A 23,878-nucleotide genomic window follows, 5' to 3' on the forward strand; every position below is an offset into this window, starting at 1 on the left:
TCCCCTCCCTACTCGCTGGGCTGTGCCCTTCACGCTCCTTGAGGAAGAGGACTTCTCTCGGATTATGTTAAACTAAGAGGAAAAAACTAAGAGGTGATTAAATGGGTGCTTGGGGAACAGGGATATTTGATGATGATACTACTTGTGATGTGAAAGATGATTTTCTTGATTATTTGGAAGAAGGAAAAACCGTTGAGGAAGCCACTCAAATAATTTTAGAAGAATATTCGGACGAATTTAGTATTAATGATGACCTAGAAATAATTTCTTTAGTATATATCGGTTTAGCAGCAATACAACTAGAAAGAAAATGTCTTCAAGAACAAGTATGTAACAATGCTATTGATTTAATCGAACGCGGTGCAGATCTTGAACTTTGGGAAGAAGCTGATCAAAAAGATTACGAAGAACGGAAAAGAGTATTGAGTGAGTTTAAACAAAAACTACTTAATTATAAATTATAAGGACTGTCAATAGACGGTCTTTTTTTATAACTTCATGTGCCATAACTTAGATTCATATAACAAAAATATCCTAACCCTTCCAAAATTTCGAACACGTTACGCAGTACAATAGGGTTATGTATATATTTCCTGCAAAAAAAGCAGCATATAGTAACTGACAGCATATGTCAGCGTTATCCATGCCTATGCTTGCTGAAGCTGCCAAGCAGATCTATCAGTACCTGCTATGAGAGAAATGATTAGTTAATTAATTGATTGGGAGGAGATTTTTATGAAACGAGTTTTGCTATTCATTGTTGCCTTTCTTTTATTGAGTATTCCCACCTTTGTTCATCAAGCATCCGCCAGCACTGGCAAGCATATTGTGAACGTTGATACGACATTAAACGTACGCGAAAAACCAAGCCAGAAAGCTAAAGTGGTAGGATCGCTTAAGAAGAACACTGTAGTCTATGTATATGGAACAGAGCCAGGTGGCTGGTCCAAAATTAAATACAAAAACAAAGCCGCGTATGTGGCATCGAGATATTTAAAGCCAGCAAAAGGAACCGCTCCTTCGAAAAAAGTATGGGACGGAAAGTGGAAGAATCAGTTTGGCACAGTTTCCATTACTAATGAAACAGCCGATCAATTCAATTTTCACGTTTTTGTCGTCATGGGCGGACATGTTGGTGAGATTGATGGAACAGCCAAAATTAAAGGCAACAAAGCTACCTATTCCGCCGATACAGGCTCTTCTTTCTATGATGATCCGTACTGCCGGATGACATTTACGAACAACGGCAAGTCGATTCAAGTAAAAGAGTCATCCGCTTGTTTAGATTGGCACGGAGTTGCGGCCACATTTGATGGGAAATATTTTAAGTAAAGCGAAAATATCCGCAGAATATTTCACACGCCGTACAGGCGTGTGTTTTTCATTTTAAGAAAACAGATGATACGATTCACACCCATTACTTTCTCAAAAAAGAGGTACCCATAGCCTAATTCTTGAATAAAAGAAAGTAGCATTATATATTTTCTGAAAATTCAAAAGTTATGATTGACTCGATATAAATATTTATAAGATAATACTAATGAGTAATATATTTTAAAGGAGATTTCAAATGAGTAAAAGGGGCAGAAAAAAAGGGGCTAGCGGTGAACAGAGTAGAGCTTTATTGCTGACGATCGCTGCAGAGGAGTTCGCACATAAGGGGTATTATGAAACAAAGATTAGCACCATCGTTCAAAGGGCTGGCTTAACGCAACCAACCTTTTACCTTTACTTTAAAAGTAAAGAGGCGCTATTTCAGGAATTAATCGATTCGTTTAGCCAAGGGCTAGTTGATCTTACTAAAGAGAGTCGCCTAGAACCTGGAATTGACTTCGATTCCTTACCAGCGAGGATTGCGAAAGGGTTAACGGGACTCTTTACTTTTTTTTCTGAGAATCCACAGTTAACACGGATTGGATTCTTTAATTCGGTAGAGGCCGAAGAGATTAAGAAACAGTTAGCGCTACAAATACGAGAAAACTTAATGTCTGAAGTAAAGAATGGCTATTTTCAAACTGAACTGGACATGTGTTTAGTAGCTGAAATGTTAATTGGCATCATTGAGCGTCTGACAATCACTAAATTATTTTCAGGTATAAAAACACCCGAAGAACTTGCATCCGAGATTGTTCACCTTCTTCTAAATGGAATGTTATCAACAAGTGACTAGTTATTTACTGCTTTTGGATTTGCCCTCGTTTTGGTCTTAGTACACAATTTATCAAAAACCACTACAAGTTAGCATTCTATCATTCTAAATGAACTGAGTAACCATACAACACAAACGTAATACGGACACGGGTTATTATAAAATAAGGAGACATAATAATGGAGAGAGAGTTAGAACAAGAATGGGTGTACTTGATGATGCAAGCTAAGCAAATAGGGATTTCTATAGAGGAAGTTCGTCGATTTCTTCAACAGGGGTCTTTAACAGAGATCTCACATCTTGAAAACAAAAATAAAGGTTCTTTCTCATCTACCCTCGATACGTAAAAACATAAATAAGAAAATGGGGGTATAGAATAATCATTCATTTATCCAAGCCTCGCGATCTTTCATGAAAAAATCTTATTTTTTCACTTCAACGATTCCCACTAAAAATGAGCAAAAAAAAATATCACTACGCTTATTACGCATAGTGATATTAATTGAATTCAGTACGCCCTCGGCAGGAATCGAACCCACATCTTAAGAACCGGAATCTCACGTGCTATCCGTTGCACCACGAGGGCAATATGTTTAGGTACAATACAAAATTATAGCGGAATACATTGAAAAATGCAATTGTTATGTGATATTTCTTTTGTTTTCGAATCGGCTCATGAATTTATGGATGGTTTAGCAGGATTTTTATTGGGCATACTAGAAAATTATTATGAAAGCGAAAAGGTTGTTTTGAAGAAAACGATCATATTTGAAGCAAAATGTTTGACCTTCATTGACCATCACTGTATGATAACAATACATAAGATTTTCTTTACTAGAAAATAATTCATTTAGGGAGGAAAGACCATGAATCTAATTCCTACAGTTATTGAACAAACAAACCGCGGAGAGCGTGCGTACGATATTTACTCTCGTTTGCTAAAGGATCGCATAATTATGCTTGGAAGCGGCATTGATGATAATGTAGCCAACTCCATCGTTTCCCAATTATTATTCCTTGAAGCGGAAAACCCTGAGAAAGATATTTCCATCTATATTAACAGCCCTGGCGGAAGCATCACAGCGGGTATGGCGATCTATGATACGATCCAATTTATTAAGCCGGATGTGCAAACGATCTGTATCGGTATGGCCGCTTCTATGGGCGCCTTCTTGCTTGCTGCTGGAGCGAAAGGAAAGCGTTATGCCCTTCCAAACAGTGAAGTCATGATTCACCAACCGCTTGGAGGCGCGCAAGGTCAAGCAACGGAAATTGAAATTGCTGCGAAACGCATCTTGTTCCTTCGCGACAAACTAAACCAAATTTTAGCCGAGCGCACAGGTCAGCCGCTTGAAGTCATCGCTAAGGACACAGACCGCGACAACTTCATGACAGCGGAACGTGCATTAGAATACGGTTTAATTGATAAAATTCTTACACGTAACGACCTACCGCAAAATAAATAAAAGCGGAAGGTTCCGAAGCGACGTATGGACTAGAACTCTCTGCACGAGATAAAGGAAACACGATGAACGACAGTGAATCGATGTTGACTGATCGCAAGGAGGAGAGAAGAAGTCCACTAGTCGGTGGAACCTGTAGCCTGGATAAGTAAATCAAAAAAACACCTGAACAATGGAGTCATCCATCATTCAGGTGTTTTTTAATAGCTGCCCTCTTGTTGCACGAAGGCGACTAATGCTTCTAAAGCGCCTTGCTCGTCATGTCCGTCAACGGAGATGGTCACGGAGCAGCCGCGGTTTATCGCTAAGCTCATAATCCCCATAATACTTTTGGCGTTGACTTTCTTTCCGTCCTTTTCAAGAAAAATTTCTGAAGAAAAACGGTTTGCTTCCTGCACAAACAAAGCAGCCGGACGCGCTTGCAGCCCCATCTTCAGTTGCACTTCTGCTGTTTTCTCAACCATTGAGTTTCTTCCCCTCTTCCCTCTTATTCAATTGGTTCGTTCGCTCTAATTTTGTCAGCGATTTCATCTATTTTGCGGAGACGATGATTAATGCCGGACTTGCTGATTTTTCCTCCCGACACCATTTCTCCTAGTTCTTTCAATGTGACATCTTGATGCGTCACTCGCAGTTCGGCAATTTCGCGCAGTTTCTCCGGCAGTACTTGCAGACCGACTGTTTCTTCAATATAGCGAATGTTTTCGACTTGACGCAGCGCGGCGCCAATCGTTTTATTCAAGTTAGCGGTTTCACAGTTCACTAGCCGGTTCACGGAATTTCTCATATCGCGGACAATGCGGACATCCTCAAATCGAAGCAAGGCATTGTGCGCGCCAATAATGTTTAAAAATTCCGTGATTTTCTCCGCTTCTTTTAAATACGTAATAAAGCCTTTCTTTCGTTCCAATGTTTTGCTGTTTAAATCAAACATATTCATTAGTTCACTTAAGGCAGCATTATGCTCTTGATATAAAGAGAAGATCTCCAAATGATAAGAAGATGTTTCTGGATTATTGACAGATCCTCCCGCAAGAAAAGCACCGCGCAAGTAAGCACGCTTACAGCACTGGTTTTCAATCAGTGCTGGTGAAATATTATGAACAAAGGAAAAGCCAGCTTCAATAATCGCTAAGTCTTCTAATATCTCTCTTGCCTGTTCCTTCAGTCTCACAATATAGACATTATTCTTCTTTAACCTCATCTTTTTACGAACGAGCAGTTCTACTTCCACTTCATAATTTTTCTTTAATAACACATATATTCTTCTGGCGATCGCTGCATTCTCTGTTTGAATATTGACGACGAGCAAGCGATTTGAAAATGAAAGTGATCCATTCATTCGAATAAGCGCGGACAGCTCCGCTTTGGCACAACAACTATTTCCTTCGATCGTTGTTAGTTCTTTTTTCGTTTCCGAAGCAAAAGACATGTGAGACACCCCCTCTATATGAGATGCTCGTTCTGTAGTATAAGGTTTATTTAGTTTCCTTAATTAAATTAAACAAAATATCCGCGACCTTATTCGTATTATGACGAATCATTCCCCCTTCTCGAGTAACGATATCATCAAAAATCACGTGAAGGCCTAATGATTTCAATTGATCGATATCATACACGACCGGCTTCGCTAGTTCTTCTTTATACTTTTCTTTAATTTGTTCAGGAATAACTTCATTGTTGACTAAAATCGTATCCATAAAGGCGCAGGACATATGATCGTAAATCGCCCTGACATGATCACTCGCCGTGAAATCAAGCGTTTCTCCAGCTTGTGTCATCAAGTTGCAAATATATATTTTTCGCGCTTTTGCGAAGCATACTTCTTCCCCTATTTGCGGAACGAGTAAATTTGGCAAAATACTTGTGTATAAACTTCCTGGTCCAACGATGATTAAGTCCGCCTCCCGAATCGCCCGGATCGTTTCCGGCAAAGGCTGAATGTCGTTCGGTGTTAAAAACACTCGCTTAATCCTTTTGCCGGAATAAGGAATTTTCGATTCCCCCGATACAACCGTACCATCTTCCATCTCCGCATGAAGGACCACGCTTTGATTCGCCGCTGGCAATACTTTTCCGCGCACATTCAGCACTCGGCTCATTTCTTGCACAGCATGCACAAAGTCCCCTGTGATCGAGGTCAAAGCCGCAATAATCAAATTGCCAAGTGAGTGTCCAGACAGCTCATTTTTCGTGCTAAAACGATGCTGAAATAATGTTTCTAACAGCGGCTCTACATCTGATAAAGCGGCAAGTACATTGCGGATATCCCCAGGAGGTGGGATGTTCAGTTCATCGCGCAGGCGGCCCGAACTTCCGCCGTCGTCGGCTACCGTCACGATGGCCGTTAAATCAATCGGATGCTTTTTTAGCCCGCGAAGCAGAACAGACAGACCTGTTCCGCCGCCAATAATGACAACTTTCGGCTCTCTTTCCTTTGTCATGGCGTGGCGGCCTTACGTTTATGAATGTCTCGATGTTTAATGCGCGTCTCATAATCGGTGGAGAAATGCTTGCCGATATACTCCGCTAAAGCGACGGAACGATGTTGTCCTCCCGTACATCCAATCGCAATCACTAGCTGAGATTTGCCTTCCATTTTGTAATGTGGAAGCATAAAGGTTAATAGGTCGATCACTTTTTCTAAAAATTTCTGTGTATCATGCCACTTTAATACATACGTCGCTACGTCTTCCTCTAAGCCTGTGCGCGGTCTCATATGATCAATGTAGTGCGGATTCGGCAAAAAGCGAACATCGAAAACAAGATCGGCATCAATTGGCAAGCCATGTTTAAATCCGAACGACATCACATTAACGGTAAAAACAGACTTTTTATTTAAGGAAAACTCTGTTAAAATTTTCTCACGTAAATCTTTTGGTTTCATTTCTGATGTGTTATAAATAAATTGGGCCCGGCCTTTTAATTCTTCCAAAAGTTCGCGTTCTTGAAGAATGCCATCGAGCGGCAAGCCCGTTGGCGACAGCGGATGAGAGCGTCTCGTTTCTTTATAGCGGCGAACGAGCACTGAATCGTCTGCATCAAGAAATAGCACTTTCGGCGTTAAATCGGACATCTCCACCACTTCATCAAGCGACTTAATTAAATCATCAAAGAACTCGCGCCCGCGCATATCCATGACGACCGCCACTTTATTCATTTGATTGTTCGCATCCTTCATCAGCTCCAAGAATTTCGGCAGCAATGTTGGCGGTAAATTATCGACGCAATAAAAACCAAGGTCTTCAAAGCTTTGAATGGCGACCGTCTTTCCGGCACCGGACATCCCTGTAATAATCACTAATTGGACGTCATTTCCTACGTTTGTGTTCATGTTCCTTCTCCTCTCTCCTATTTAACTTGGATCTAATCGATAAGACAACAGCGTAAAGTCAGGTGTATATGTAAAAGCTCCGTAAAGAATACCAGACCCATGAATCATATACTCCAATATATGACGATCTCCTTCTGCCATAGGAAGCTCCTTGATCATATCGATAGCGTGCCACTCAAGCTTTCCTTCTTCACTTTCTTCAATATTGACGCCATCGCTTTCTGTCGCAAAAAAGGTAAACATCATCCACTCTGAGACAATCTCATCCTTTTCTTTGATCGTAAACGTGAAAATGCCCTTTACACTCGGGTTTCGCAAATAGATGCCTGTTTCTTCACGGTATTCGCGAATGGCCGCATCTCTAATCGATTCTCCTGCCTCCATCTTTCCTCCTGGAGCGACCCACCAGTTGCGACGCGGCTTTTGCAGCAATAAAATTTTATCGTCTTTCATTAACAAACAATTTGTTACACGTTGCACAATTAATCACCTCAAGCCCCTGCGACGGAATGATAAACGAACAAAGCCGTCACTCTCCTATTTTTATTATTATACTATGTTCTTTCCACCGATCTCAATGCCAGGATCAGGCGATTCTTCCTAGCATCCCTTTACTTGTTTGGTTCAGTGTTTCACAAAGCTTTTCAAAAAAGGAGGTTGCCTTGATCACGTAAAGTCCGTACACGGATCTTACGTTGACAAGACAACCTCATCAATAGGGATATAAGTTAAATACTTAGGGGGTGTTTCAAACTGCTAAATAATAGTATAACGGAAAATTATTTCACCTTTATTACGATTTCATTAATAGTCCGTTAAACTTTTTAAGCCTTCACACCTAGCTCTTCTTTTAACTCTTCAATGTAATGCTGAGCGGATTGAGCTGCGATACTGCCATCGCCTGTTGCTGTTACAATTTGGCGAAGCGATTTCTCGCGCACATCGCCCGCTGCATAAATGCCGGCAATTTTTGTTTCCATTCGGTCATTTGTGACAATGTAGCCCGCTTCATTTGTGATTTCAAGGCTTTCAAACGGCTTCGTTAACGGAAGCATTCCCACATAGACGAACACGCCATCCGCTTCGAATTCACGCTCTTGGCCGTTTTCCGTAGACACTAGTGTGACGCTGCCGACTTTTCCGTCTTTTTCATTGATTTGTTTCACTGTATGATTCCAAATAAAGTCCACTTTGTCGTTAGCAAATGCCCGTTCTTGAAGAATTTTTTGGGCACGTAATTGATCGCGGCGGTGCACAATTGTGACTTTTTTCGCAAAGCGAGTTAAGTACACCCCTTCTTCTACAGCAGAATCTCCGCCACCGACAACGACTAGCTCTTTTTCTTTAAAGAAAGCACCATCACAAACAGCGCAATAAGATACCCCGCGGCCTGACAGTTCCTTCTCACCAGGTACGCCAAGTTTCTTATACTCCGCTCCTGTTGTAATGATCACCGCACGCGCTTTATATTGCTTGGAGCCTGCATCAATCGTTTTATATTCTTTTCCGTCAATGATTTGTTTAATGTCGCCATACGCGTATTCCGCTCCAAATTTCTTCGCATGGTCAAACATTTTCGTCGATAGTTCCGGACCAAGAATGTGATCATATCCCGGATAGTTTTCTACTTCCTCTGTATTAGCCATTTGGCCGCCTGGTACACCGCGCTCAATCATTAAAGTGGAAAGATTGGCACGAGACGTGTACACAGCTGCTGTCATTCCTGCTGGCCCTGCGCCGATAATAATGACGTCATAGATTTTTTCTTCTGTTGTCAATGTAAGCCACTCCTTTATTTACTCTCATTTTAGATATACCCTAAAACGTATTTTTTAATCCATACCCATATCGTAATCAATACGTGACCATTCGTCTATTATTATGCTCATTTAAAGATGGTCTCGGACGAATTTCACATATTTTTTCATCGTGGAAAGCGACACGCCGTATTTTTCAGCAAGTGCCGCTTGCGTTTGCTTCTCTCCTCGATATTTTCGCCACATATATTCCGTTGCGGCGGCAAAAGCGGACGGGCTTTTCAATCGTGAAGAAGAGGACTCCATCTCATGAAACACCGTAAACCACAGCATAATCAAGCCTGCTTCTTCCGTACCAAGCGGCTGAAAATGCCCATATAAAGTGAAAGCCGTTTGATGAGCTAAACGAATGTTTGCTTCCTCTTTCAACTGCTCATTAATCGGCATGCCTAACACGTCAGCTAAGTATATTTTTTCCCGAAAATCGAGCGATTCAATGTCGCAAAAATCCGGATGGCTCATCACTTGTTTTTGATCATCGGACAGCGAAAATAAAAAAATGCCGAATAACCGTTCTTCTTCGTATTCGCTGTTTAGTCGGCGGACGATCATCGCCGGGTGATGTTCTAGCCCTTCCTTTTGCCGATTTCCTGTACTCCACGGCTCGAGCCCTTCTTTTTCAGGACTTTGTTGCAGCACGTATTTCCACGCCTTGCGCGCCACTTCTTCTCGTCCGGTAAAATAGGCAGAATATGAGAGCCAATAATAAAACGATGCTTCACCCTCGAACCCGTGTTTATACAGCTTTTTTAACCAGCGATAGGCCTCATCATATTGGCCGATTAAAGCAAACGTCGCTCCGAGCTTATATTGCTGCTCCGGCAACATTGGATACACTTTTTTTAATAGTTCGACGAGCTCCTTCAGCAGTCCGTATTGCTTTTCGTAATACATAAAGACGGCCATATTGCTTAACGCATGTAAATTTCCGGGATTTTTCTCTAGCACCTCGTTGAGCACGTGATGCGCTTTTTCAATATTTCCTAAATAAAAATAAGCAAGGGCTAAATTATTATAAGCAGACCAGAAGTCTGGGTATTTCTGAATGAGATCTTCTAAACGCTCAATCGCTTTTTCATAACTGCCGCCCTCCAGGAGAAAACGCGCTTCTTCCTGCATCGTAATTAAATCGTCTTGCGCATAAAGATCATCCAGCTCGCCTTCCCCATCCATCGTGATCAACTCTAAAAGATCTTCGGCGTCCTCGCGAAATTCCCCTTGCTCATCCTTCTCTAAATATGCTTGCACATGTGTGAAGGCTTCTTTAAACATTCCCATATGCGCATAATTATTGGCTAAAAAATAGTGGCATTCACTAATGAGCGGATCTAACTCATCCAACACAAAGTGAAGCAACCCATTTGATTGTTCAAAGTTTCCAAGTTCTGTTTCGACAATTGCTAATTGACACGCAATCATCGGCTCCAGCGGCTCCAGATCCATCGCACGTGATAAATATTTTTTTGCCTTAGGTAGCTCTCTTTTGCTCAGAGCCTTCAACCCTTTTTTATAATAATACTCACCTGTCGGCAAAAAGGAGATCACTTTCCCCTTTTGTTCCCGTAACTTTGAGTGTTTTCCCATGTAAATCCTCCGAGCATTTATAATTAACCTATGTAGTATACCATATAACCGAAATCATCAGGGGTAAAAAAAGAATCCAGGAGCCAAATTATTGAAGAAAGAACAGATGGTCGAAGAAAACTTAGCATTGTTGAAGAAAGAGCTCAGATCATCGAAGAAAACACTCCTTTCGGCGAAGAAACCTCTACACGCACCCATAGAAAAGCGAGGCCCTTTTCACCTCGCTTTTTTGCTGGTTTATTTCGACTTTTCCTCGTGGCGCTTCGCTAACACGCCAAGGACATCGGCTAACTCTACTTTTTGCTCACGCAGCAAGACGAGCAAGTGGTACAGCAAGTCCGCCGCTTCCCATTGTAGCTCATCTTTGTCGCGGTTTTTCGCGGCAATGATCACTTCCGCTGCTTCTTCGCCGACTTTTTTCAAAATTTTATCGACGCCTTTTTCAAATAAGTACGTGGTGTACGCGCCTTCAGGTCGGTTCTCTTCTCTTTCAGCGATGACTTCCTCTAACTTATGTAAAATCACATAAGGCAATGTTTCCGTCTGCTCACCGTATAAAGAGTGTTCGAAGCAGCTCGTTGTTCCTAAGTGACAAGCAGGACCAGCTGGCTTGACTAACACCACAAGCGCATCTTGATCGCAATCATATTTAATATTGACGACTTTCTGTGTGTGTCCGCTTGTTTCCCCTTTATGCCACAATTCCTGACGAGAGCGGCTGTAGAACCATGTTTCACCGGATTCGATCGTTTTTTGCAGCGATTCTTTATTCATGTAGGCGAGCGTCAGCACTTCGTAAGTAGCCGCGTCTTGAACAACTGCAGGAATCAATCCCTTATCATCAAACTTTAAATCGTCAATGTTTACACTCATCTCATTTTCACTCCTTGACTTTTTAAAAAGCTTTTCACTTCATTGACGCTTGTTTCTTTATAATGAAAAATCGAAGCAGCCAAAGCGGCATCCGCTTTTCCATCGGTAAATACTTCGAGAAAGTGTTCCGCATTTCCTGCCCCGCCGGATGCAATCACTGGCACATCGACAGCTTCGCTCACCGCTTTCGTCAAGGAAAGATCAAAGCCTTTTTTCTCTCCGTCACTATCCATGCTTGTTAATAAAATTTCTCCGGCTCCAAGCTCCACCGCTTCTTTCACCCATGCGATCACTTCACGATCTGTCGCTTTTCTGCCGCCATGCGTATACACGCGCCATGAGCCTAGCTCCTCATCCCACTTCGCATCGACCGCAAGAACGATACATTGCGAGCCAAAATAGTCCGCTCCTTCTGAAATCAACTCCGGTCGCAACACAGCGGCTGTATTGACGGAGACTTTATCCGCCCCTGCGCGAAGCATGCGCTTCATGTCTTCAAGCGAGTTAATTCCACCGCCAACGGTGAAAGGAATCGCTAGTTCCGAAGCAACGGCTTGCACCACATCGACCATTGTTTTTCGCCCTTCATGAGAGGCGGAAATATCAAGAAATACGAGTTCATCCGCACCTTGATCATCATAAATACGGGCAAGCTCCACTGGATCGCCGGCATCGCGAAGTTGCACAAATTGAATCCCTTTGACGACTCGACCATCTTTCACATCTAAGCATGGAATAATTCGTTTTGTAAGCATTTATTTCACCTCTTCCACTGCTTCACGAACTGTAAATTGGCCTGTGTAAATCGCTTTCCCTACAATGACGCCGCTCACGCCATCAGACGCACATTGCTTCACCTGTTGCACATCTGCTAATGAGCTAACGCCTCCAGAAGCGATCACTTTTTTTCCTGTAGCGCGCGCTAATTCCGCGACCGCTTCAATATTCGGTCCCGTCAGCATCCCATCTGTGGCAATATCGGTAAAAATAAACGTTTCCGCACCCGCTTCTGCTAACTCCTTGCCTAGGTCGACGGCTTTCAAGGAAGACGTTTCAAGCCAGCCATGCGTCGCAACAAAGCCGTCTTTCGCATCTAAGCCAATAGCGATTTTGTCTCCATATTGACGTAGCCATTGTTTCACAAGCTCTGGCTGGGATACGGCAAGACTGCCGATAATGACGCGATCGACACCGTTATCTAAATAATGGCGAACATCCTCTTCCGTCCGAATCCCGCCGCCAATTTGTACTTTCGCAGATAGCTTTTGCGCCGCTTCAATCACAAAGCGATCATTGATGCGCTGGCCATCTTTTGCGCCATCAAGGTCGACCATATGAATCCATTCGGCTCCTTGGTCGACAAATGATTTCGCCATATCAAATGGAGAATCTCCGTAAATCGTTTCCTGATTATAATCTCCTTGCGTCAATCGCACGCATTTCCCACCGCGCATATCGATCGCTGGATAAATGATAAAACTCATAAAATCGCCTCCGAACGTTCCATTGCCTTGGCAAAATTGCTTAATAATTGCATGCCGACTTCCCCGCTTTTTTCGGGATGAAACTGCATGCCGAACACATTTTTATGACCGACCACTGCCGGAATTTCCACATTATATACCGCGCTTGCTAGCAAATCTTCCGCTCTCATTTCACTGACATAGTAAGAATGAACGAAATAAACAAAGCCTTCGTCCACACCGTGCAACACGGGCGAATCTTGGTGAAACGTCAGTTCATTCCACCCCATATGCGGCACCTTCACTTTTTCAGCCGGAATGCGAGTGACTCTTCCTTTTAATAAACCTAATCCTTGAAAACAGCCATTTTCTTCACTTTCGTCAAACAATAGCTGCATCCCAAGGCAAATGCCAAGCAACGGACGACCGCTCTCCACATAGCTTGTTAAAAAATGGTCAAGCTTCGTGTCTTCTAGTAAAGCCATCGCATCTTTAAACGCACCCACTCCAGGTAAAATTAACCCCTTCATCCGATCAAGCTCTTCCGGAGAATCGCTAATGATGTACGGAATTTGCATGCGCTCAAGCGCTTTGCTTACACTAAATAAATTCCCCATTCCATAATCGACAATTCCGATCATCTACAACATTCCTTTCGTTGAAGGCACACCTTTCACACGCGGATCGATCATCGTCGCTTCATCGAGCGCGCGAGCCAGCGCTTTAAAGACAGCCTCTATCATATGATGTGTGTTGTGTCCGTAGTGAATAATGACATGCAAATTCATTCGCGCTTCCAAAGCGAGTTTCCATAAAAATTCATGCACGAGTTCCGTATCAAACGTGCCTACCTTTTGTGAAGGAAAATCGCCGCCGCGCATTTCAAAGTGAGGACGGTTGCTTAAATCCACTACCACTTGCGCAAGCGTTTCATCCATTGGGACAAACGCATTGCCGTAACGTTTAATTCCTTTCTTATCCCCAAGCGCTTCTTTCAGTGCCAGCCCGAGACAAATCCCGATGTCTTCTGTCGTATGGTGATCGTCGATTTCCACATCGCCGTCCGCTTTCACACTTAAATCAAATTGGCCATGCTTCGTGAATAGATCGAGCATATGATCCATAAACGGGACGCCTGTCTCAATCTCCGCTTTCCCTTCCCCATCGATCGAAAAAGAAAGGTTAATTTTCGTTTCATTTGTATCTCGATTCAATTGTGCTGTACGCTTGCTCAAACTAGACACCTCATTTTTGTTATTTTTTCTCGGATCGGATCTCCACGGCTCGCGCATGAGCTTCAAGCCCCTCTAATCGGGCAAAAGCGGCAATCTTTTGATAATTCTCGTTATACGCCTGCTCACTATACATGATAATGCTCGATTTTTTCATGAAATCATCGACATTTAATGGGCTAGAAAAACGAGCGGTTCCATTCGTTGGCAACACATGATTCGGTCCGGCAAAATAGTCTCCGATCGGCTCCGAGCTATAGCGGCCGACAAAAATGGCTCCAGCATGACGAATATCTTTCACAACTTCTAGTGCGTTGTCCGTCATAATTTCTAAATGCTCTGGTGCCAGTCTGTTAATCGTTTCGACCGCTTCTGTCATATCCTTCGCCACATAAATCGCCCCGTAGCTGTCAATCGACGCACGAGCAATGTCCTCACGCGGCAACTCCTTCAATTGCCGTTCAACTTCCGCCGCTGTTTCTTCTGCCACTCGTTCAGAAGTGGTCACTAGCACACTGCTCGCGCGCGGGTCATGCTCCGCTTGCGATAACAAATCCGCCGCGATTTCCCGCGGGCAAGCCGTGTCGTCAGTCAAAACCGCAATTTCACTTGGCCCCGCGATCATATCAATATCGACATCGCCAAATACTTCCCGTTTCGCTAAAGCCACATAAATATTTCCCGGGCCTGTAATTTTATCCACAGGCTGAATCGATTCTGTCCCGTAAGCAAGTGCCGCCACCGCTTGCGCACCACCGACTTTATAGATTTCTTTCACACCAGCAATATCCGCAGCGACCAACACTCCAGCCGGAAGACGGCCGTCACGTCCAGGCGGTGAAACCATCACAATCCGCTCAACGCCCGCTACTTTTGCCGGCATCACATTCATCAAGACAGAGGATGGATAAGCAGCCGTTCCTCCGGGTACATACACCCCAGCTGAATCAAGCGGCGTGATTTTTTGACCGAGCATCGAGCCGTTGGAATCGGTATACATCCATGTTTCGCGCAATTGCTTTTGATGAAAGGTAAAGATATTTTTCGCCGCTTCTTTAATGATATCAATCATTTGTTTTGGCAATTGTTCATACGCTTCATTCACTTCTTCTTGCGTCACTTTTAAGCTGTATAACTTGGCTCCATCAAACTTTTCCGTCAATGCTCGTAACGCTTGATCGCCTTGTGAGCGAACGGTGCGAATAATGGCTTGAACGGCAGTGCGCTGCTCTTCGGTTCCGCTATCGACCGAACGCTTCAATGTTAAATCACCTGTGACTTTTTCGATGTTTATCATGTTCACACGACCTTTTCTGAAATGATATTCGTAAGCCGATCGACAAGCGTTTGAATTTCTCGATCCTTCATGCGATAGCTCACTGGATTGACAATTAGACGAGACGTAATGCCCACAATCGTTTCGTATTCCACTAAACCATTTTCTTTTAGCGTTCGGCCTGTTGAGACAATATCAACGATGCGATCTGCTAACCCGATTAACGGCGCAAGCTCAATCGATCCATTTAGTTTAATGATCTCGACTTGCTCTCCTTGCTCGCGAAAATAAGTGGAAGCCACATTTGGATATTTCGTCGCAATCTTTGGCGCCACCTCGCTCATTGATGTATTCGGTAACCCAGCGACCGCCAAATAACAAGGGCTAATTTGCAAATCGAGGAGTTCATATACATCCCTTTCTTCTTCAAGCAGCACATCTTTTCCTGCGATACCAAGATCAGCCACACCATATTCCACATAAGTCGCAACATCCATTGGCTTTGCTAAAAAGAATCGTAAATTCTCTTCCGGTACTTCAATAATTAATTTGCGCGACTCATCGAATTCAGGAGGAAGCTGATACCCCGCTTGTCTAAGTAAATCCGCCGCTTCTTCAAAAATCCGTCCTTTCGGCATCGCAATCGTTAACATCGACATTAGCTTTCCCCTCCATTCTTCGCTTGCCCCACATAATAGCTGACCTTTCTGCAAGCACTTGTAAAGCGGTCCACATCTTTCACACCCGCCAAGTCTTGCAGCACTACTTGTTCTCCTTGCGCTCGAAGCTTAGCTGCCGCTTCAATCGCTTCTTTCCGACGCTCTTTACTGAAGATCACACAATGAATCCCTTCCGTTTCCACTAACTCGCCTTTTGCTTCTAACAGAAAGTCCAAGCGCAATCCAAAGCCTGTGGCGCTAGCTGGCTGACCGAATTTTTCTAATAAATTGTTGTAGCGGCCGCCATTTCCAACAGGATAACCGACGCCATCCGCATACGTTTCAAATAAAATACCTGTATAGTAACTCATATGACTCACAAGCGATAAATCAAATTTGACATATGGCTCTATTCCATAATCTTTGAGGAGGTCGATCAATTGACGCAACTCATCAATGGCTTCCTTGCCGGCTCCATCTTCAATTAACTCATCCGCCATTTGCAGGCAACTTTCGTCTCCATGCAACTGTAAAAAGTTCAATAGCCGCTGTTTATCAATGGAAGATAAAGAAAGAGAGCGGACATGTTCCCGATAACCGACATAATTTTTTTCATATAAATAACGGCGAAGCGTGCTCGCTCTCTCTTCGGTCCCTAAAATTTGCTGGAATAACTTTTCTACAAAGCGAATATGCCCAATCGATACTTGGAATTCGGTTAAGCCAATTTCCTTCATCGCTGAGACCATTAAAGCAATCACTTCCGCATCGGCACTGATCGTCGCATCGCCGATATTCTCGACACCAATTTGAGCAAATTCAGCCGCTCGTCCCCCTTCACGCTGTTGCGCGCGATACACATTGGCAGAATACGCGAGGCGAAGTGGTACTTGTTCTTTTAACAATTTAGAGGCCGCCGTTCTTGCAATCGGCGTCGTCATATCCGGTCGAAGCACGAGCGTATTGCCTTGCTGGTCAAGCAATTTAAACAACTGCTGATCTAAAATGGCCGACGCTTCTCCCACCGTATCGTAATATTCTAAAGCAGGCGTCTCAATAAACTGATAGCCCCAGCTTCTCATTTGATCTTCAATCGCATCTTTTAACTTACGTTTCGTTTCATAAATATGAGGCAGTGTATCCCTCATCCCCACTGGTTTTTCAAACATGAACAGCTTTGACATCCTCATCACCCGACCGCTTATATTTTTAAAACACTTTAGTTCGCTAATATGTTACCATAATGAAGTTATAAGTAGTTTAACGTTTCTGACTATTTACGTCAAGACAATTAACAGAAAGTTTAAAAAAGGGACTCGATCTGTAACGAGTCCCCTTTTCACTTTATGCTACTTCCACTTTTCTTTTTACTGTTTTGACTTGCTTATGCTGAATGATTTTCCATACATATAATAAGAAGATTACTATAGTGAGTACACCGCCGATCATTAACGAGACCGAATAATTCATCGAAAATCCTTCAGGTGCATAGAAAATGTACGTACAAGACACGCCTGTCATGAACAGGGCAGGTGCACCGGCAATCCAGTGTGCTTTTCCTTCTTTTAATAAATAAGAAACGGCTGTCCACAGCATCACCGTAGCCACCACTTGATTCGTCCAGCCCACATAACGCCATAAAAATGAATAGTCAATCGTTGATAAAAAGACCGTCGGCACGCTTACGGCAATCGTTAATAAGAACACCACGCTTTTCTTCTCAGCATTTACCCATTTAGCCGCGAACTCTCCTAGCATCATACGCGATGATCTCAATGCTGTATCTCCCGTTGTAATCGGTAAAATAATAACTCCTAACACAGCTAGTATACCACCAAGTGTCCCCAGTAATGATGTCGAAATTTCATTGACTACACCAGCCGGTCCGCCTGCCGCTAATGCCGCTTGCAGCCCTTCTGTTCCACCGAAGAACGTCATGCCAGCCGCCGCCCAAATTAACGCAATCACCCCTTCACCGATCATTGCCCCGTAAAATACTTTCCGACCCTCTGACTCCTTTTTCATCGTGCGCGCCACGATCGGACTTTGTGTACTATGGAAGCCTGAGATCGCACCGCAAGAAATCGTCACCATCAATAACGGCCAAATCGGCAATTCACCCGGATGAAGATTTTCCAATGTGACATTCGGAATCGGCTTGTCCCCGAACAATAACGCAACAGCAATCGCCACCGCCATAAAAATCAAAATCGCCCCAAAGATCGGATAAATTTTCCCAATCACTTTATTCACTGGCAACACAGCCGCTAATAAGAAATAAATAAAGACAATGGCCAATCCAGCTGTGAAGCTTAACGGAGTAATTTGAGCGATCAATTGGGCTGGTCCTGCCGTAAAAGCCGCCGCCACTAACACCATTAATATAATAGAAATGACGTTGATCATCGCTTTCACGGTTTTACCTAAATATTGGCCAACTAACGTCGGAAATTGAGCCCCGCCATGCCTTAACGACAGCATACCAGAGAAATAATCATGCACCGCTCCTGCGAAAATACAACCAACCACAATCCAAACAAACGCCACCGGGCCATATAAAGCTCCTGCAACCGCTCCAAAAATTGGACCCAACCCGGCTATATTCAATAATTGAATTAACGAGCCCTTCCACCAGCTCATCGGCACATAATCCAATCCATCTTGCTTCGTGTAAGCGGGTGTTGCTTGCTCATCATCAATCACAAACACACGCTCCACCACTTTGGAATACACGGCATAACCCATAAAAAGTAATAACAATGCTGCAATAAATGTCACCATAATATGTCTCCTCCTGATGTTAGGTGTCAAATAATTTTCTTTATATTTTATATTCTGAAAAATCAAAATACAACCCCTTTTTTGAAAAAAACAAGTAAATCATGAATTTATTGGTCAATTCTTTCTATTTTGAAATAATGACGTTATTATTTTAGTGTAGTGAATGAGTGACTAAAATTGGGATGGAAATCTCCAAGGTTGGCCGTGCGCCTGAAATTTTGATGAATGCGACCAATTTGCTCCATTGCTGACTGATTACCCTTGTTTGACCGCGGCTACCTCTTGGGGAGAACGCATGATCTCAGCGCCGTGACTGAAGTTTGGATGAGATCGACTGATTCATTTCGTTTCGCGACTGCTTCTGGTGCCTGAGCGACTAATCCCTCTCGATTTCCGACCGATTCCTGCAATGAAACGACTAATCCTCGATCGCACACAAATAAATGGTATAATATCCAAAAAGAGGTGAAAACGTTTGGCTAGTATAAATGTTGGAGATGTGATTTTTCAACTGTTTATGTTGGGAATTCCTGTGCTTATTGTTGTTGCAATCGTATATTTTATCCGATCATGGAAAAAACAAAAAGAGCAACTGCAGCGGCTAGAAGATAAAATTGATCAATTAGAAAACAAATCAAAATAACCTCTCCGTCCGCCGAAGAGGTTATTTCCTGTCTTTAATTTGCATCGGGTTGCCCCCGGCGAAGGCACCGGGCGGGACATCGCGGTGAACGAGGGTCGCAGCGGAGACGACCGCTCCATCGCCAATCGTGACTCCTGGCAAGATTGTGCAATTGGCGCCGATCATCACATTGTCACCGATGATCACTTTCCCGAGGCGATATTCATCAATTAAATATTCGTGAGCTAAAATGACCGTGTTGTAGCCAATAATTGAATTGTCACCGATCGTAATGTATTCCGGAAACATAATATCCGGCACCACTTTATAGGCGAGCGCTGTTTTTTCCCCGATGTTCATGCCGAGGAAAGTTCGATACAGCCCATTTTTCAGTCTCATAAACGGTGTAAAACGGCCGATTTCAATGATGACCGTGTTTTTAAAAGTTTTCCAAAATGAAACGGTTTTGTAAATATTCCAAAGTGAGTTTCCACCTTCGACTTTGTACCGATCCGTCCGTCTCATTTACGCACGGTACCTACTTGTAAAATATCGAGCAGCTGAGGCATCGTCTCTAACATATAGTCTGGGTGGAAAGTTTGTAAAAATTCTTTTCCTTTCACAGACCAAACAACTCCTGCTGTCAATGTACCGGCATTTTTTCCCCCTTCAATGTCATGGTAGTTATCGCCGATCATCATTGCTTCCTCCGGTGTCGAGCCGAGCGCCGCTAATGCTTTTTGCAGCGGCTCTGGATGTGGCTTCGGATGCTCCACATCATCAAGCGCTACAATGACTTCGAAAAAGTCATACAAATTCGTCAGCTTTAACCCTTTAATAACGGTATCGCGCATTTTCGTCGAAACGATCGCAAGCTTATAGCCGTTCTCCTTCAGCGTGCGGATCGTCTCATACACCCCGTCAAACTCTGTAACGAGCTCATCATGCTTCGCCAAATTATATGTACGATAGCGCTCGACCATTTCATCGACTCGCTCCGGATCGATGCTGCTAAACGTTTCAACGAGCGTCGGTCCCATAAAAGGGTACACATCTTCCCGCTTATATTGATTCGGGAAATAATGCTCTAACGTATGCAAAAACGAAGCGATAATTAACTCATTCGTATTAATTAAGGTGCCGTCTAAGTCAAATAGCAAAGTTGTAATGTTCTTCATGATAAAGTTGCTTCCTTTCTTTCTGCAATTTCAGCGCGTCTCCATAAAGTTGAGACGATCAGAGTCAAGATAATGGCAACAATCACCCGTATCAAAAATAAAGCGAGCAACGTCCAGCCAGTAAGCCCAAGCGGCACAAAAATAAGAGTATCTTCCACGACCGCATGACAAGCGACTAAAAAGATAAAGGCAATCGTTACATCTTTGCGGCTCACTCCATCGTCTTTCACCGCTTGAATCATCACGGCTGATCCGTAAGCCAAACCGAACAAAAGCCCGGCCGCTAACGTTGTGGATGTATTTTCTTTCATCCCGAGCATCCGCGTCACAGGTGCCATCCAGCGCGAGAATACATCGAGCCATTGTAAATCTTTCAAAATTTGGATGATCACCATTAACGGAATAACAATGAGCGCGAGCTGAAATATCCCGTATCCAGCTTTTTCGAGGCCGAGCATGAAAATGTCCACCCAGCCATTTGGTTCCGCTTGCTGCGGCGGAGCCATGCCGTACTGTGCAAGCTCGCCGCCACCTTTCCAAACGAGATTGATGATCATACCTGAGATCACGGCCAAGCCAAGGCGGACAGCTAATATGACCGATATTTTCACGCCCACCTTTGTAGCCACACTCGATTCAATGAATAAATTATGAGAGAAAGAGAGCATCACCGCTAAAATAAACACTTCTTTTACCGTTAAATCGAGCGACAGCATCGCGCCAATTCCGGCATATAAGTTTAAAAAGTTCCCTAACACGAGCGGGATCGAGGCTTCTCCTGACAATCCAAACATCCCCATTACCGGACTAATCAAATTCATCAGCCACGGCAATATCGGTGTAAACTGCAAAATCGTCACAATCAACGTAATGGGAAAAATGACTTTCCCTAATGTCCACGTCGTTTTTCCTCCGACGAGCAAACCCCTTTTAATGGTAGAAACCATGACATCCCCTCCCCTATATTCAATTTTCCAAACTATTGTATCTCACTTGCTTAGCATTCATTTTGCGGCGAACGATCAACATCACCACTGCGGCCACCACTAATCCGATGGAAATCACTTGTGCCATTCTTAACGCACCAAGCATTAAACTATCTGTCCGCAAGCCTTCAATGAAAAAGCGGCCGACAGAATACCAAATCACATACGTTAAAAATAGCTCGCCGCGTCGTAAGTTCACTTTTCTTAATCCCATCAACAAGGCAAAACCAAGCAAGTCCCACAATGATTCATATAGAAACGTCGGATGATAGTACACACCCTTAATATACATTTGGTTAATGATAAAGTCCGGCAAATGCAAGCCTTCTAAAAAAGAACGAGTGACCTCTCCACCGTGAGCTTCCTGATTCATAAAATTGCCCCAGCGCCCAATCGCCTGCCCCAAAATAAGGCTTGGCGCCGCAATGTCGGCCAGCTTCCAAAAGGAAATGTGTTTGGCCATCGCAAAAGCAACCGTCGTCGCTACCGCCCCAATTAATGCTCCGTGGATCGCGATGCCACCTTCCCAAATTTTAATAATATCCCCGGGGTGCTGTGAGTAGTATTCCCACTGAAACGATACGTAATAAATGCGGGCGCAAAGAATCGAAAGCGGGATCGCCCAAATAAGTAAATCGGCAAAGGTGTCTTTCTCTAACCCCAAACGCTGGCTTTCTTTCGTCGCTAAATAAAAGCCAAGCGCAATGCCAAAACCGATAATGAGACCGTACCAATGCACTTGAAATGGACCGAGTTCGAGCGCCACTCGATTTAATGGATATCCTTCCATTCACCATTCTCCTTTCTATAATAAATCAGGATCTTTCTCGCTAATCACATTCGCCAGCTTGTTTGTAAACTCCTGAGCGGTATTGATGCCAAGGCGCTTCAAACGGAAGTTCATCGCCGCTACTTCAATAATGACAGCCAAGTTTCTTCCTGGACGAACAGGCAACGTGATTCTCGTAATATCCGTATCAATAATTTTCAACTTATCTTCATCAATGCCTAAGCGGTCATATTGTTTTTTCGGGTCCCAAATTTCCAAATGAACATTGAGCGTAATCCGTTTATGGCCGCGAATCGCACCTGTACCAAATAACGTCATCACATTAATGATGCCTAAACCGCGAATCTCCAATAAATGTTCAATCAGTTCAGGCGCACTTCCCACTAGCATATCTTCGTCTTCTTGACGAATCTCTACACAATCATCAGCCACTAATCGATGGCCACGCTTCACAAGTTCCAAAGCTGTTTCGCTTTTCCCTACGCCGCTTTGGCCAGTAATTAGCACACCGACGCCATAAATATCGACAAGCACCCCATGCACAGCCGTCGTTGGCGCAAGCATACCTTCTAAATAATTGGTCAGCCGACTAGAAAGCCTCGTCGTCGTCATATTTGAACGCATCACCGGCACCGCATGACGCTCTGACGCCTCCATTAATTCTTCCGGCACTTCTTGTCCTCGCGACAAAATAATCGCCGGTGTTGTATCATGACACAGTCTCTCCATCCGTGATTCTTTCTCGTCCGGATGAAGTTTACTAAAAAACGTCATCTCCGTCATACCAAGCAACTGCACCCGCTCAGCTGGATAATAGTCAAAAAAACCAGCCAGCTCCAGACCCGGCCGCGAAAGATCACTCGTGACGATCGGACGATGAATGCCATCTTCCCCACTCACAAGTTCGAAATTAAACTTCTCCAACAAATCCTTTGTACGAACTTTAGCCAAAATTTCTTCCTCCTCAACTGGCAGTCTGATCATATTGTAACATTTTTCAGCTAATCTAATATATAGGTGTCTCTTTTTCAGTTATTTTTCTATGATAAGAGTGAGGAGGGATAAGAATGAAACTAGTCATTGATGCCGGTCATGGCTTCCATACGCCAGGCAAACGAAGCCCAAATGGGATGAGAGAATATGAATGCAATCGAGAAGTCACCCGATTGTTAAAGGAAGAGTTGTCCATATTTCCAGGAGTCGACATTCGCTTTTCCCACTCGGATGAAAGGGATGTCCCGCTTGCCGAGAGAACCGCTTTGGCGAATCGCTGGGATGCCGATCTGTTTCTCTCGATTCATGCGAATGCCTACGGCGAAACATGGAATCAAGCGAATGGAATCGAAACTTATATTGATCCATCCCGACCGCAAGAAGCACAAGCATTAGCTACCCTTATTCAAGAACGGCTCATTCAACGAACGGGACGAAAAAATCGCGGCGTCAAAACCGCTCCCTTCTATGTATTACGGAAAACAAAAATGACGGCTGTCTTAATTGAGCTAGGGTTTATGACTCATCTTGAAGAAGCACAACTGTTGCGGACAAGCCATTACCAACAACAGTGTGCCGAAGCGATTGCTGAGGCGATCATTTCTTATTATCAATTAGAGGGGAGACTGACGGAGCGCACTTGGTGAACGATTTTTGCCGTTTCCTGCCCGATTCGGA

The 23,878-nt window shown here is 43.6% G+C and carries 28 protein-coding genes and 1 tRNA gene; 7 read left to right on the forward strand and 22 right to left on the reverse strand.

Annotation, left to right across the window (positions count from 1 at the left end; translation table 11 throughout):
• The first annotated feature begins 101 nt into the window (after positions 1-101).
• The 4 genes from IRB43_RS09295 (at position 102) to IRB43_RS09310 (ending at position 2,496) form a co-directional block, all read left to right on the forward strand.
• Complete coding sequence (locus tag IRB43_RS09295; RefSeq protein WP_203363200.1) at positions 102-464, forward strand: DUF4259 domain-containing protein; 363 nt, start codon at positions 102-104, stop codon at positions 462-464.
• Between the two features lie 271 nt (positions 465-735).
• The gene (locus IRB43_RS09300) at positions 736-1,332 is read left to right on the forward strand and encodes an SH3 domain-containing protein (RefSeq protein ID WP_203363201.1); all 597 of its coding nucleotides are present in this window, start codon (positions 736-738) and stop codon (positions 1,330-1,332) included.
• Between the two features lie 238 nt (positions 1,333-1,570).
• Positions 1,571-2,170, forward strand: coding sequence for a TetR/AcrR family transcriptional regulator (locus IRB43_RS09305; RefSeq protein WP_203363202.1), 600 nt, complete (start codon positions 1,571-1,573; stop codon positions 2,168-2,170).
• 158 nt (positions 2,171-2,328) lie between these two features.
• Positions 2,329-2,496, forward strand: a complete 168-nt coding sequence (locus tag IRB43_RS09310; RefSeq protein WP_203363203.1) for an anti-repressor SinI family protein — start codon at positions 2,329-2,331, stop codon at positions 2,494-2,496.
• Between the two features lie 167 nt (positions 2,497-2,663).
• Here the strand turns inward: IRB43_RS09310 and IRB43_RS09315 are convergent.
• Positions 2,664-2,735 (reverse strand) — tRNA-Arg (locus tag IRB43_RS09315).
• A gap of 280 nt (positions 2,736-3,015) precedes the next feature.
• Between IRB43_RS09315 and clpP the strand changes: the two genes are divergently transcribed.
• Entirely contained in the window at positions 3,016-3,615 is a 600-nt protein-coding gene (gene clpP / locus IRB43_RS09320) for an ATP-dependent Clp endopeptidase proteolytic subunit ClpP (protein WP_203363204.1), read from the forward strand.
• Between the two features lie 197 nt (positions 3,616-3,812).
• Here clpP and IRB43_RS09325 read toward each other — a convergent pair whose 3' ends face one another.
• From IRB43_RS09325 to IRB43_RS09400, 16 genes are all read right to left on the reverse strand, one after another.
• Positions 3,813-4,076, reverse strand: coding sequence for an HPr family phosphocarrier protein (locus tag IRB43_RS09325; RefSeq protein WP_203363205.1), 264 nt, complete (start codon positions 4,074-4,076; stop codon positions 3,813-3,815).
• Between the two features lie 23 nt (positions 4,077-4,099).
• Entirely contained in the window at positions 4,100-5,044 is a 945-nt protein-coding gene (whiA, locus tag IRB43_RS09330) for a DNA-binding protein WhiA (protein ID WP_203363206.1), read from the reverse strand.
• Positions 5,045-5,090: 46 nt separating this feature from the next.
• A complete protein-coding gene (locus tag IRB43_RS09335) occupies positions 5,091-6,056 on the reverse strand; it encodes a gluconeogenesis factor YvcK family protein (protein ID WP_203363207.1) in 966 nt (321 codons plus the stop codon).
• Positions 6,053-6,946: an RNase adapter RapZ gene (gene rapZ, locus IRB43_RS09340; protein ID WP_203363208.1), complete on the reverse strand. Its 894-nt coding sequence runs from the start codon at positions 6,944-6,946 to the stop codon at positions 6,053-6,055. Before rapZ ends, IRB43_RS09335 begins: the two co-directional genes overlap by 4 nt.
• 21 nt (positions 6,947-6,967) lie before the next feature.
• The gene (locus tag IRB43_RS09345; RefSeq protein WP_203363209.1) at positions 6,968-7,426 is read right to left on the reverse strand and encodes an NUDIX domain-containing protein; all 459 of its coding nucleotides are present in this window, start codon (positions 7,424-7,426) and stop codon (positions 6,968-6,970) included.
• 344 nt (positions 7,427-7,770) lie between these two features.
• Entirely contained in the window at positions 7,771-8,724 is a 954-nt protein-coding gene (trxB, locus tag IRB43_RS09350; RefSeq protein WP_275296765.1) for a thioredoxin-disulfide reductase, read from the reverse strand.
• A 111-nt stretch (positions 8,725-8,835) separates the two neighbouring features.
• Entirely contained in the window at positions 8,836-10,347 is a 1,512-nt protein-coding gene (locus tag IRB43_RS09355; RefSeq protein ID WP_203363210.1) for a tetratricopeptide repeat protein, read from the reverse strand.
• Positions 10,348-10,584: 237 nt separating this feature from the next.
• Positions 10,585-11,220, reverse strand: coding sequence for a bifunctional phosphoribosyl-AMP cyclohydrolase/phosphoribosyl-ATP diphosphatase HisIE (gene hisIE / locus IRB43_RS09360; RefSeq protein ID WP_203363211.1), 636 nt, complete (start codon positions 11,218-11,220; stop codon positions 10,585-10,587).
• Positions 11,217-11,975 (reverse strand): imidazole glycerol phosphate synthase subunit HisF, encoded by a 759-nt coding sequence (hisF, locus tag IRB43_RS09365; RefSeq protein ID WP_203363212.1) that lies wholly within the window; start codon positions 11,973-11,975, stop codon positions 11,217-11,219. The genes hisIE and hisF overlap by 4 nt, the downstream gene beginning before the upstream one ends.
• Positions 11,976-12,704, reverse strand: a complete 729-nt coding sequence (gene hisA, locus IRB43_RS09370; RefSeq protein WP_203363213.1) for a 1-(5-phosphoribosyl)-5-[(5-phosphoribosylamino)methylideneamino]imidazole-4-carboxamide isomerase — start codon at positions 12,702-12,704, stop codon at positions 11,976-11,978.
• Positions 12,701-13,324, reverse strand: a complete 624-nt coding sequence (hisH, locus tag IRB43_RS09375) for an imidazole glycerol phosphate synthase subunit HisH (RefSeq protein WP_203363214.1) — start codon at positions 13,322-13,324, stop codon at positions 12,701-12,703. Before hisH ends, hisA begins: the two co-directional genes overlap by 4 nt.
• On the reverse strand, positions 13,325-13,918 hold the full coding sequence (gene hisB, locus IRB43_RS09380; RefSeq protein ID WP_238941928.1) for an imidazoleglycerol-phosphate dehydratase HisB: 594 nt from the start codon (positions 13,916-13,918) through the stop codon (positions 13,325-13,327). It abuts the gene before it with no gap.
• A gap of 19 nt (positions 13,919-13,937) precedes the next feature.
• Positions 13,938-15,209, reverse strand: a complete 1,272-nt coding sequence (gene hisD, locus IRB43_RS09385) for a histidinol dehydrogenase (RefSeq protein ID WP_481748133.1) — start codon at positions 15,207-15,209, stop codon at positions 13,938-13,940.
• A gap of 5 nt (positions 15,210-15,214) precedes the next feature.
• The gene (hisG, locus tag IRB43_RS09390) at positions 15,215-15,850 is read right to left on the reverse strand and encodes an ATP phosphoribosyltransferase (protein ID WP_203363217.1); all 636 of its coding nucleotides are present in this window, start codon (positions 15,848-15,850) and stop codon (positions 15,215-15,217) included.
• Positions 15,850-17,034 (reverse strand): ATP phosphoribosyltransferase regulatory subunit, encoded by a 1,185-nt coding sequence (locus tag IRB43_RS09395; protein WP_203363218.1) that lies wholly within the window; start codon positions 17,032-17,034, stop codon positions 15,850-15,852. Before IRB43_RS09395 ends, hisG begins: the two co-directional genes overlap by 1 nt.
• Before the next feature lie 160 nt (positions 17,035-17,194).
• The gene (locus IRB43_RS09400) at positions 17,195-18,631 is read right to left on the reverse strand and encodes a carbon starvation CstA family protein (RefSeq protein ID WP_203363219.1); all 1,437 of its coding nucleotides are present in this window, start codon (positions 18,629-18,631) and stop codon (positions 17,195-17,197) included.
• A 475-nt stretch (positions 18,632-19,106) separates the two neighbouring features.
• On the opposite strand from IRB43_RS09400, the gene IRB43_RS09405 reads away from it, so the two are divergent.
• The gene (locus IRB43_RS09405) at positions 19,107-19,274 is read left to right on the forward strand and encodes a DUF4083 family protein (protein WP_238941929.1); all 168 of its coding nucleotides are present in this window, start codon (positions 19,107-19,109) and stop codon (positions 19,272-19,274) included.
• Between the two features lie 21 nt (positions 19,275-19,295).
• On the opposite strand, the gene IRB43_RS09410 is transcribed toward IRB43_RS09405, so the two are convergent.
• Genes IRB43_RS09410 through hprK form a run of 5 tightly spaced genes read right to left on the reverse strand, consistent with a single transcriptional unit; the run spans position 19,296 to position 23,158 of the window.
• Positions 19,296-19,778: an acyltransferase gene (locus IRB43_RS09410; RefSeq protein WP_203363220.1), complete on the reverse strand. Its 483-nt coding sequence runs from the start codon at positions 19,776-19,778 to the stop codon at positions 19,296-19,298.
• The gene (gene ppaX, locus IRB43_RS09415) at positions 19,775-20,431 is read right to left on the reverse strand and encodes a pyrophosphatase PpaX (protein ID WP_203363221.1); all 657 of its coding nucleotides are present in this window, start codon (positions 20,429-20,431) and stop codon (positions 19,775-19,777) included. Before ppaX ends, IRB43_RS09410 begins: the two co-directional genes overlap by 4 nt.
• Positions 20,428-21,378, reverse strand: coding sequence for a nucleoside recognition domain-containing protein (locus tag IRB43_RS09420; protein ID WP_203363222.1), 951 nt, complete (start codon positions 21,376-21,378; stop codon positions 20,428-20,430). Before IRB43_RS09420 ends, ppaX begins: the two co-directional genes overlap by 4 nt.
• A 19-nt stretch (positions 21,379-21,397) precedes the next feature.
• Positions 21,398-22,207, reverse strand: coding sequence for a prolipoprotein diacylglyceryl transferase (lgt, locus tag IRB43_RS09425; RefSeq protein ID WP_203363223.1), 810 nt, complete (start codon positions 22,205-22,207; stop codon positions 21,398-21,400).
• Between the two features lie 15 nt (positions 22,208-22,222).
• Entirely contained in the window at positions 22,223-23,158 is a 936-nt protein-coding gene (gene hprK / locus IRB43_RS09430; RefSeq protein WP_203363224.1) for an HPr(Ser) kinase/phosphatase, read from the reverse strand.
• Positions 23,159-23,274: 116 nt separating this feature from the next.
• Between hprK and IRB43_RS09435 the strand changes: the two genes are divergently transcribed.
• Complete coding sequence (locus tag IRB43_RS09435; protein ID WP_203363225.1) at positions 23,275-23,847, forward strand: N-acetylmuramoyl-L-alanine amidase; 573 nt, start codon at positions 23,275-23,277, stop codon at positions 23,845-23,847.
• Positions 23,848-23,878 lie beyond the last annotated feature (31 nt).

The sequence above is a fragment of the Bacillus sp. REN10 genome (genome assembly GCF_016820555.1).
Classification (GTDB): Bacteria; Bacillota; Bacilli; order Bacillales; family Domibacillaceae; genus Bacillus_CE.

Bases quoted from the DNA above. Each gene is read 5' to 3' on its own strand.
- IRB43_RS09325 (WP_203363205.1), bottom strand. From the start codon at position 4,076: ATGGTTGAGAAAACAGCAGAAGTGCAACTGAAGATGGGGCTGCAAGCG.
- IRB43_RS09395 (WP_203363218.1), bottom strand. From the start codon at position 17,034: ATGTCAAAGCTGTTCATGTTTGAAAAACCAGTGGGGATGAGGGATACA.
- hisF (WP_203363212.1), bottom strand. From the start codon at position 11,975: ATGCTTACAAAACGAATTATTCCATGCTTAGATGTGAAAGATGGTCGA.
- IRB43_RS09335 (WP_203363207.1), bottom strand. From the start codon at position 6,056: ATGACAAAGGAAAGAGAGCCGAAAGTTGTCATTATTGGCGGCGGAACA.
- IRB43_RS09410 (WP_203363220.1), bottom strand. From the start codon at position 19,778: ATGAGACGGACGGATCGGTACAAAGTCGAAGGTGGAAACTCACTTTGG.
- rapZ (WP_203363208.1), bottom strand. From the start codon at position 6,946: ATGAACACAAACGTAGGAAATGACGTCCAATTAGTGATTATTACAGGG.
- IRB43_RS09400 (WP_203363219.1), bottom strand. From the start codon at position 18,631: ATGGTGACATTTATTGCAGCATTGTTATTACTTTTTATGGGTTATGCC.
- IRB43_RS09310 (WP_203363203.1), top strand. From the start codon at position 2,329: ATGGAGAGAGAGTTAGAACAAGAATGGGTGTACTTGATGATGCAAGCT.
- hisH (WP_203363214.1), bottom strand. From the start codon at position 13,324: ATGATCGGAATTGTCGATTATGGAATGGGGAATTTATTTAGTGTAAGC.
- IRB43_RS09300 (WP_203363201.1), top strand. From the start codon at position 736: ATGAAACGAGTTTTGCTATTCATTGTTGCCTTTCTTTTATTGAGTATT.
- IRB43_RS09435 (WP_203363225.1), top strand. From the start codon at position 23,275: ATGAAACTAGTCATTGATGCCGGTCATGGCTTCCATACGCCAGGCAAA.
- hisA (WP_203363213.1), bottom strand. From the start codon at position 12,704: ATGAGTTTTATCATTTATCCAGCGATCGATATGCGCGGTGGGAAATGC.
- lgt (WP_203363223.1), bottom strand. From the start codon at position 22,207: ATGGAAGGATATCCATTAAATCGAGTGGCGCTCGAACTCGGTCCATTT.
- IRB43_RS09295 (WP_203363200.1), top strand. From the start codon at position 102: ATGGGTGCTTGGGGAACAGGGATATTTGATGATGATACTACTTGTGAT.
- IRB43_RS09420 (WP_203363222.1), bottom strand. From the start codon at position 21,378: ATGGTTTCTACCATTAAAAGGGGTTTGCTCGTCGGAGGAAAAACGACG.
- IRB43_RS09355 (WP_203363210.1), bottom strand. From the start codon at position 10,347: ATGGGAAAACACTCAAAGTTACGGGAACAAAAGGGGAAAGTGATCTCC.
- IRB43_RS09305 (WP_203363202.1), top strand. From the start codon at position 1,571: ATGAGTAAAAGGGGCAGAAAAAAAGGGGCTAGCGGTGAACAGAGTAGA.
- ppaX (WP_203363221.1), bottom strand. From the start codon at position 20,431: ATGAAGAACATTACAACTTTGCTATTTGACTTAGACGGCACCTTAATT.
- clpP (WP_203363204.1), top strand. From the start codon at position 3,016: ATGAATCTAATTCCTACAGTTATTGAACAAACAAACCGCGGAGAGCGT.
- hisIE (WP_203363211.1), bottom strand. From the start codon at position 11,220: ATGAGTGTAAACATTGACGATTTAAAGTTTGATGATAAGGGATTGATT.
- hisG (WP_203363217.1), bottom strand. From the start codon at position 15,850: ATGTCGATGTTAACGATTGCGATGCCGAAAGGACGGATTTTTGAAGAA.
- whiA (WP_203363206.1), bottom strand. From the start codon at position 5,044: ATGTCTTTTGCTTCGGAAACGAAAAAAGAACTAACAACGATCGAAGGA.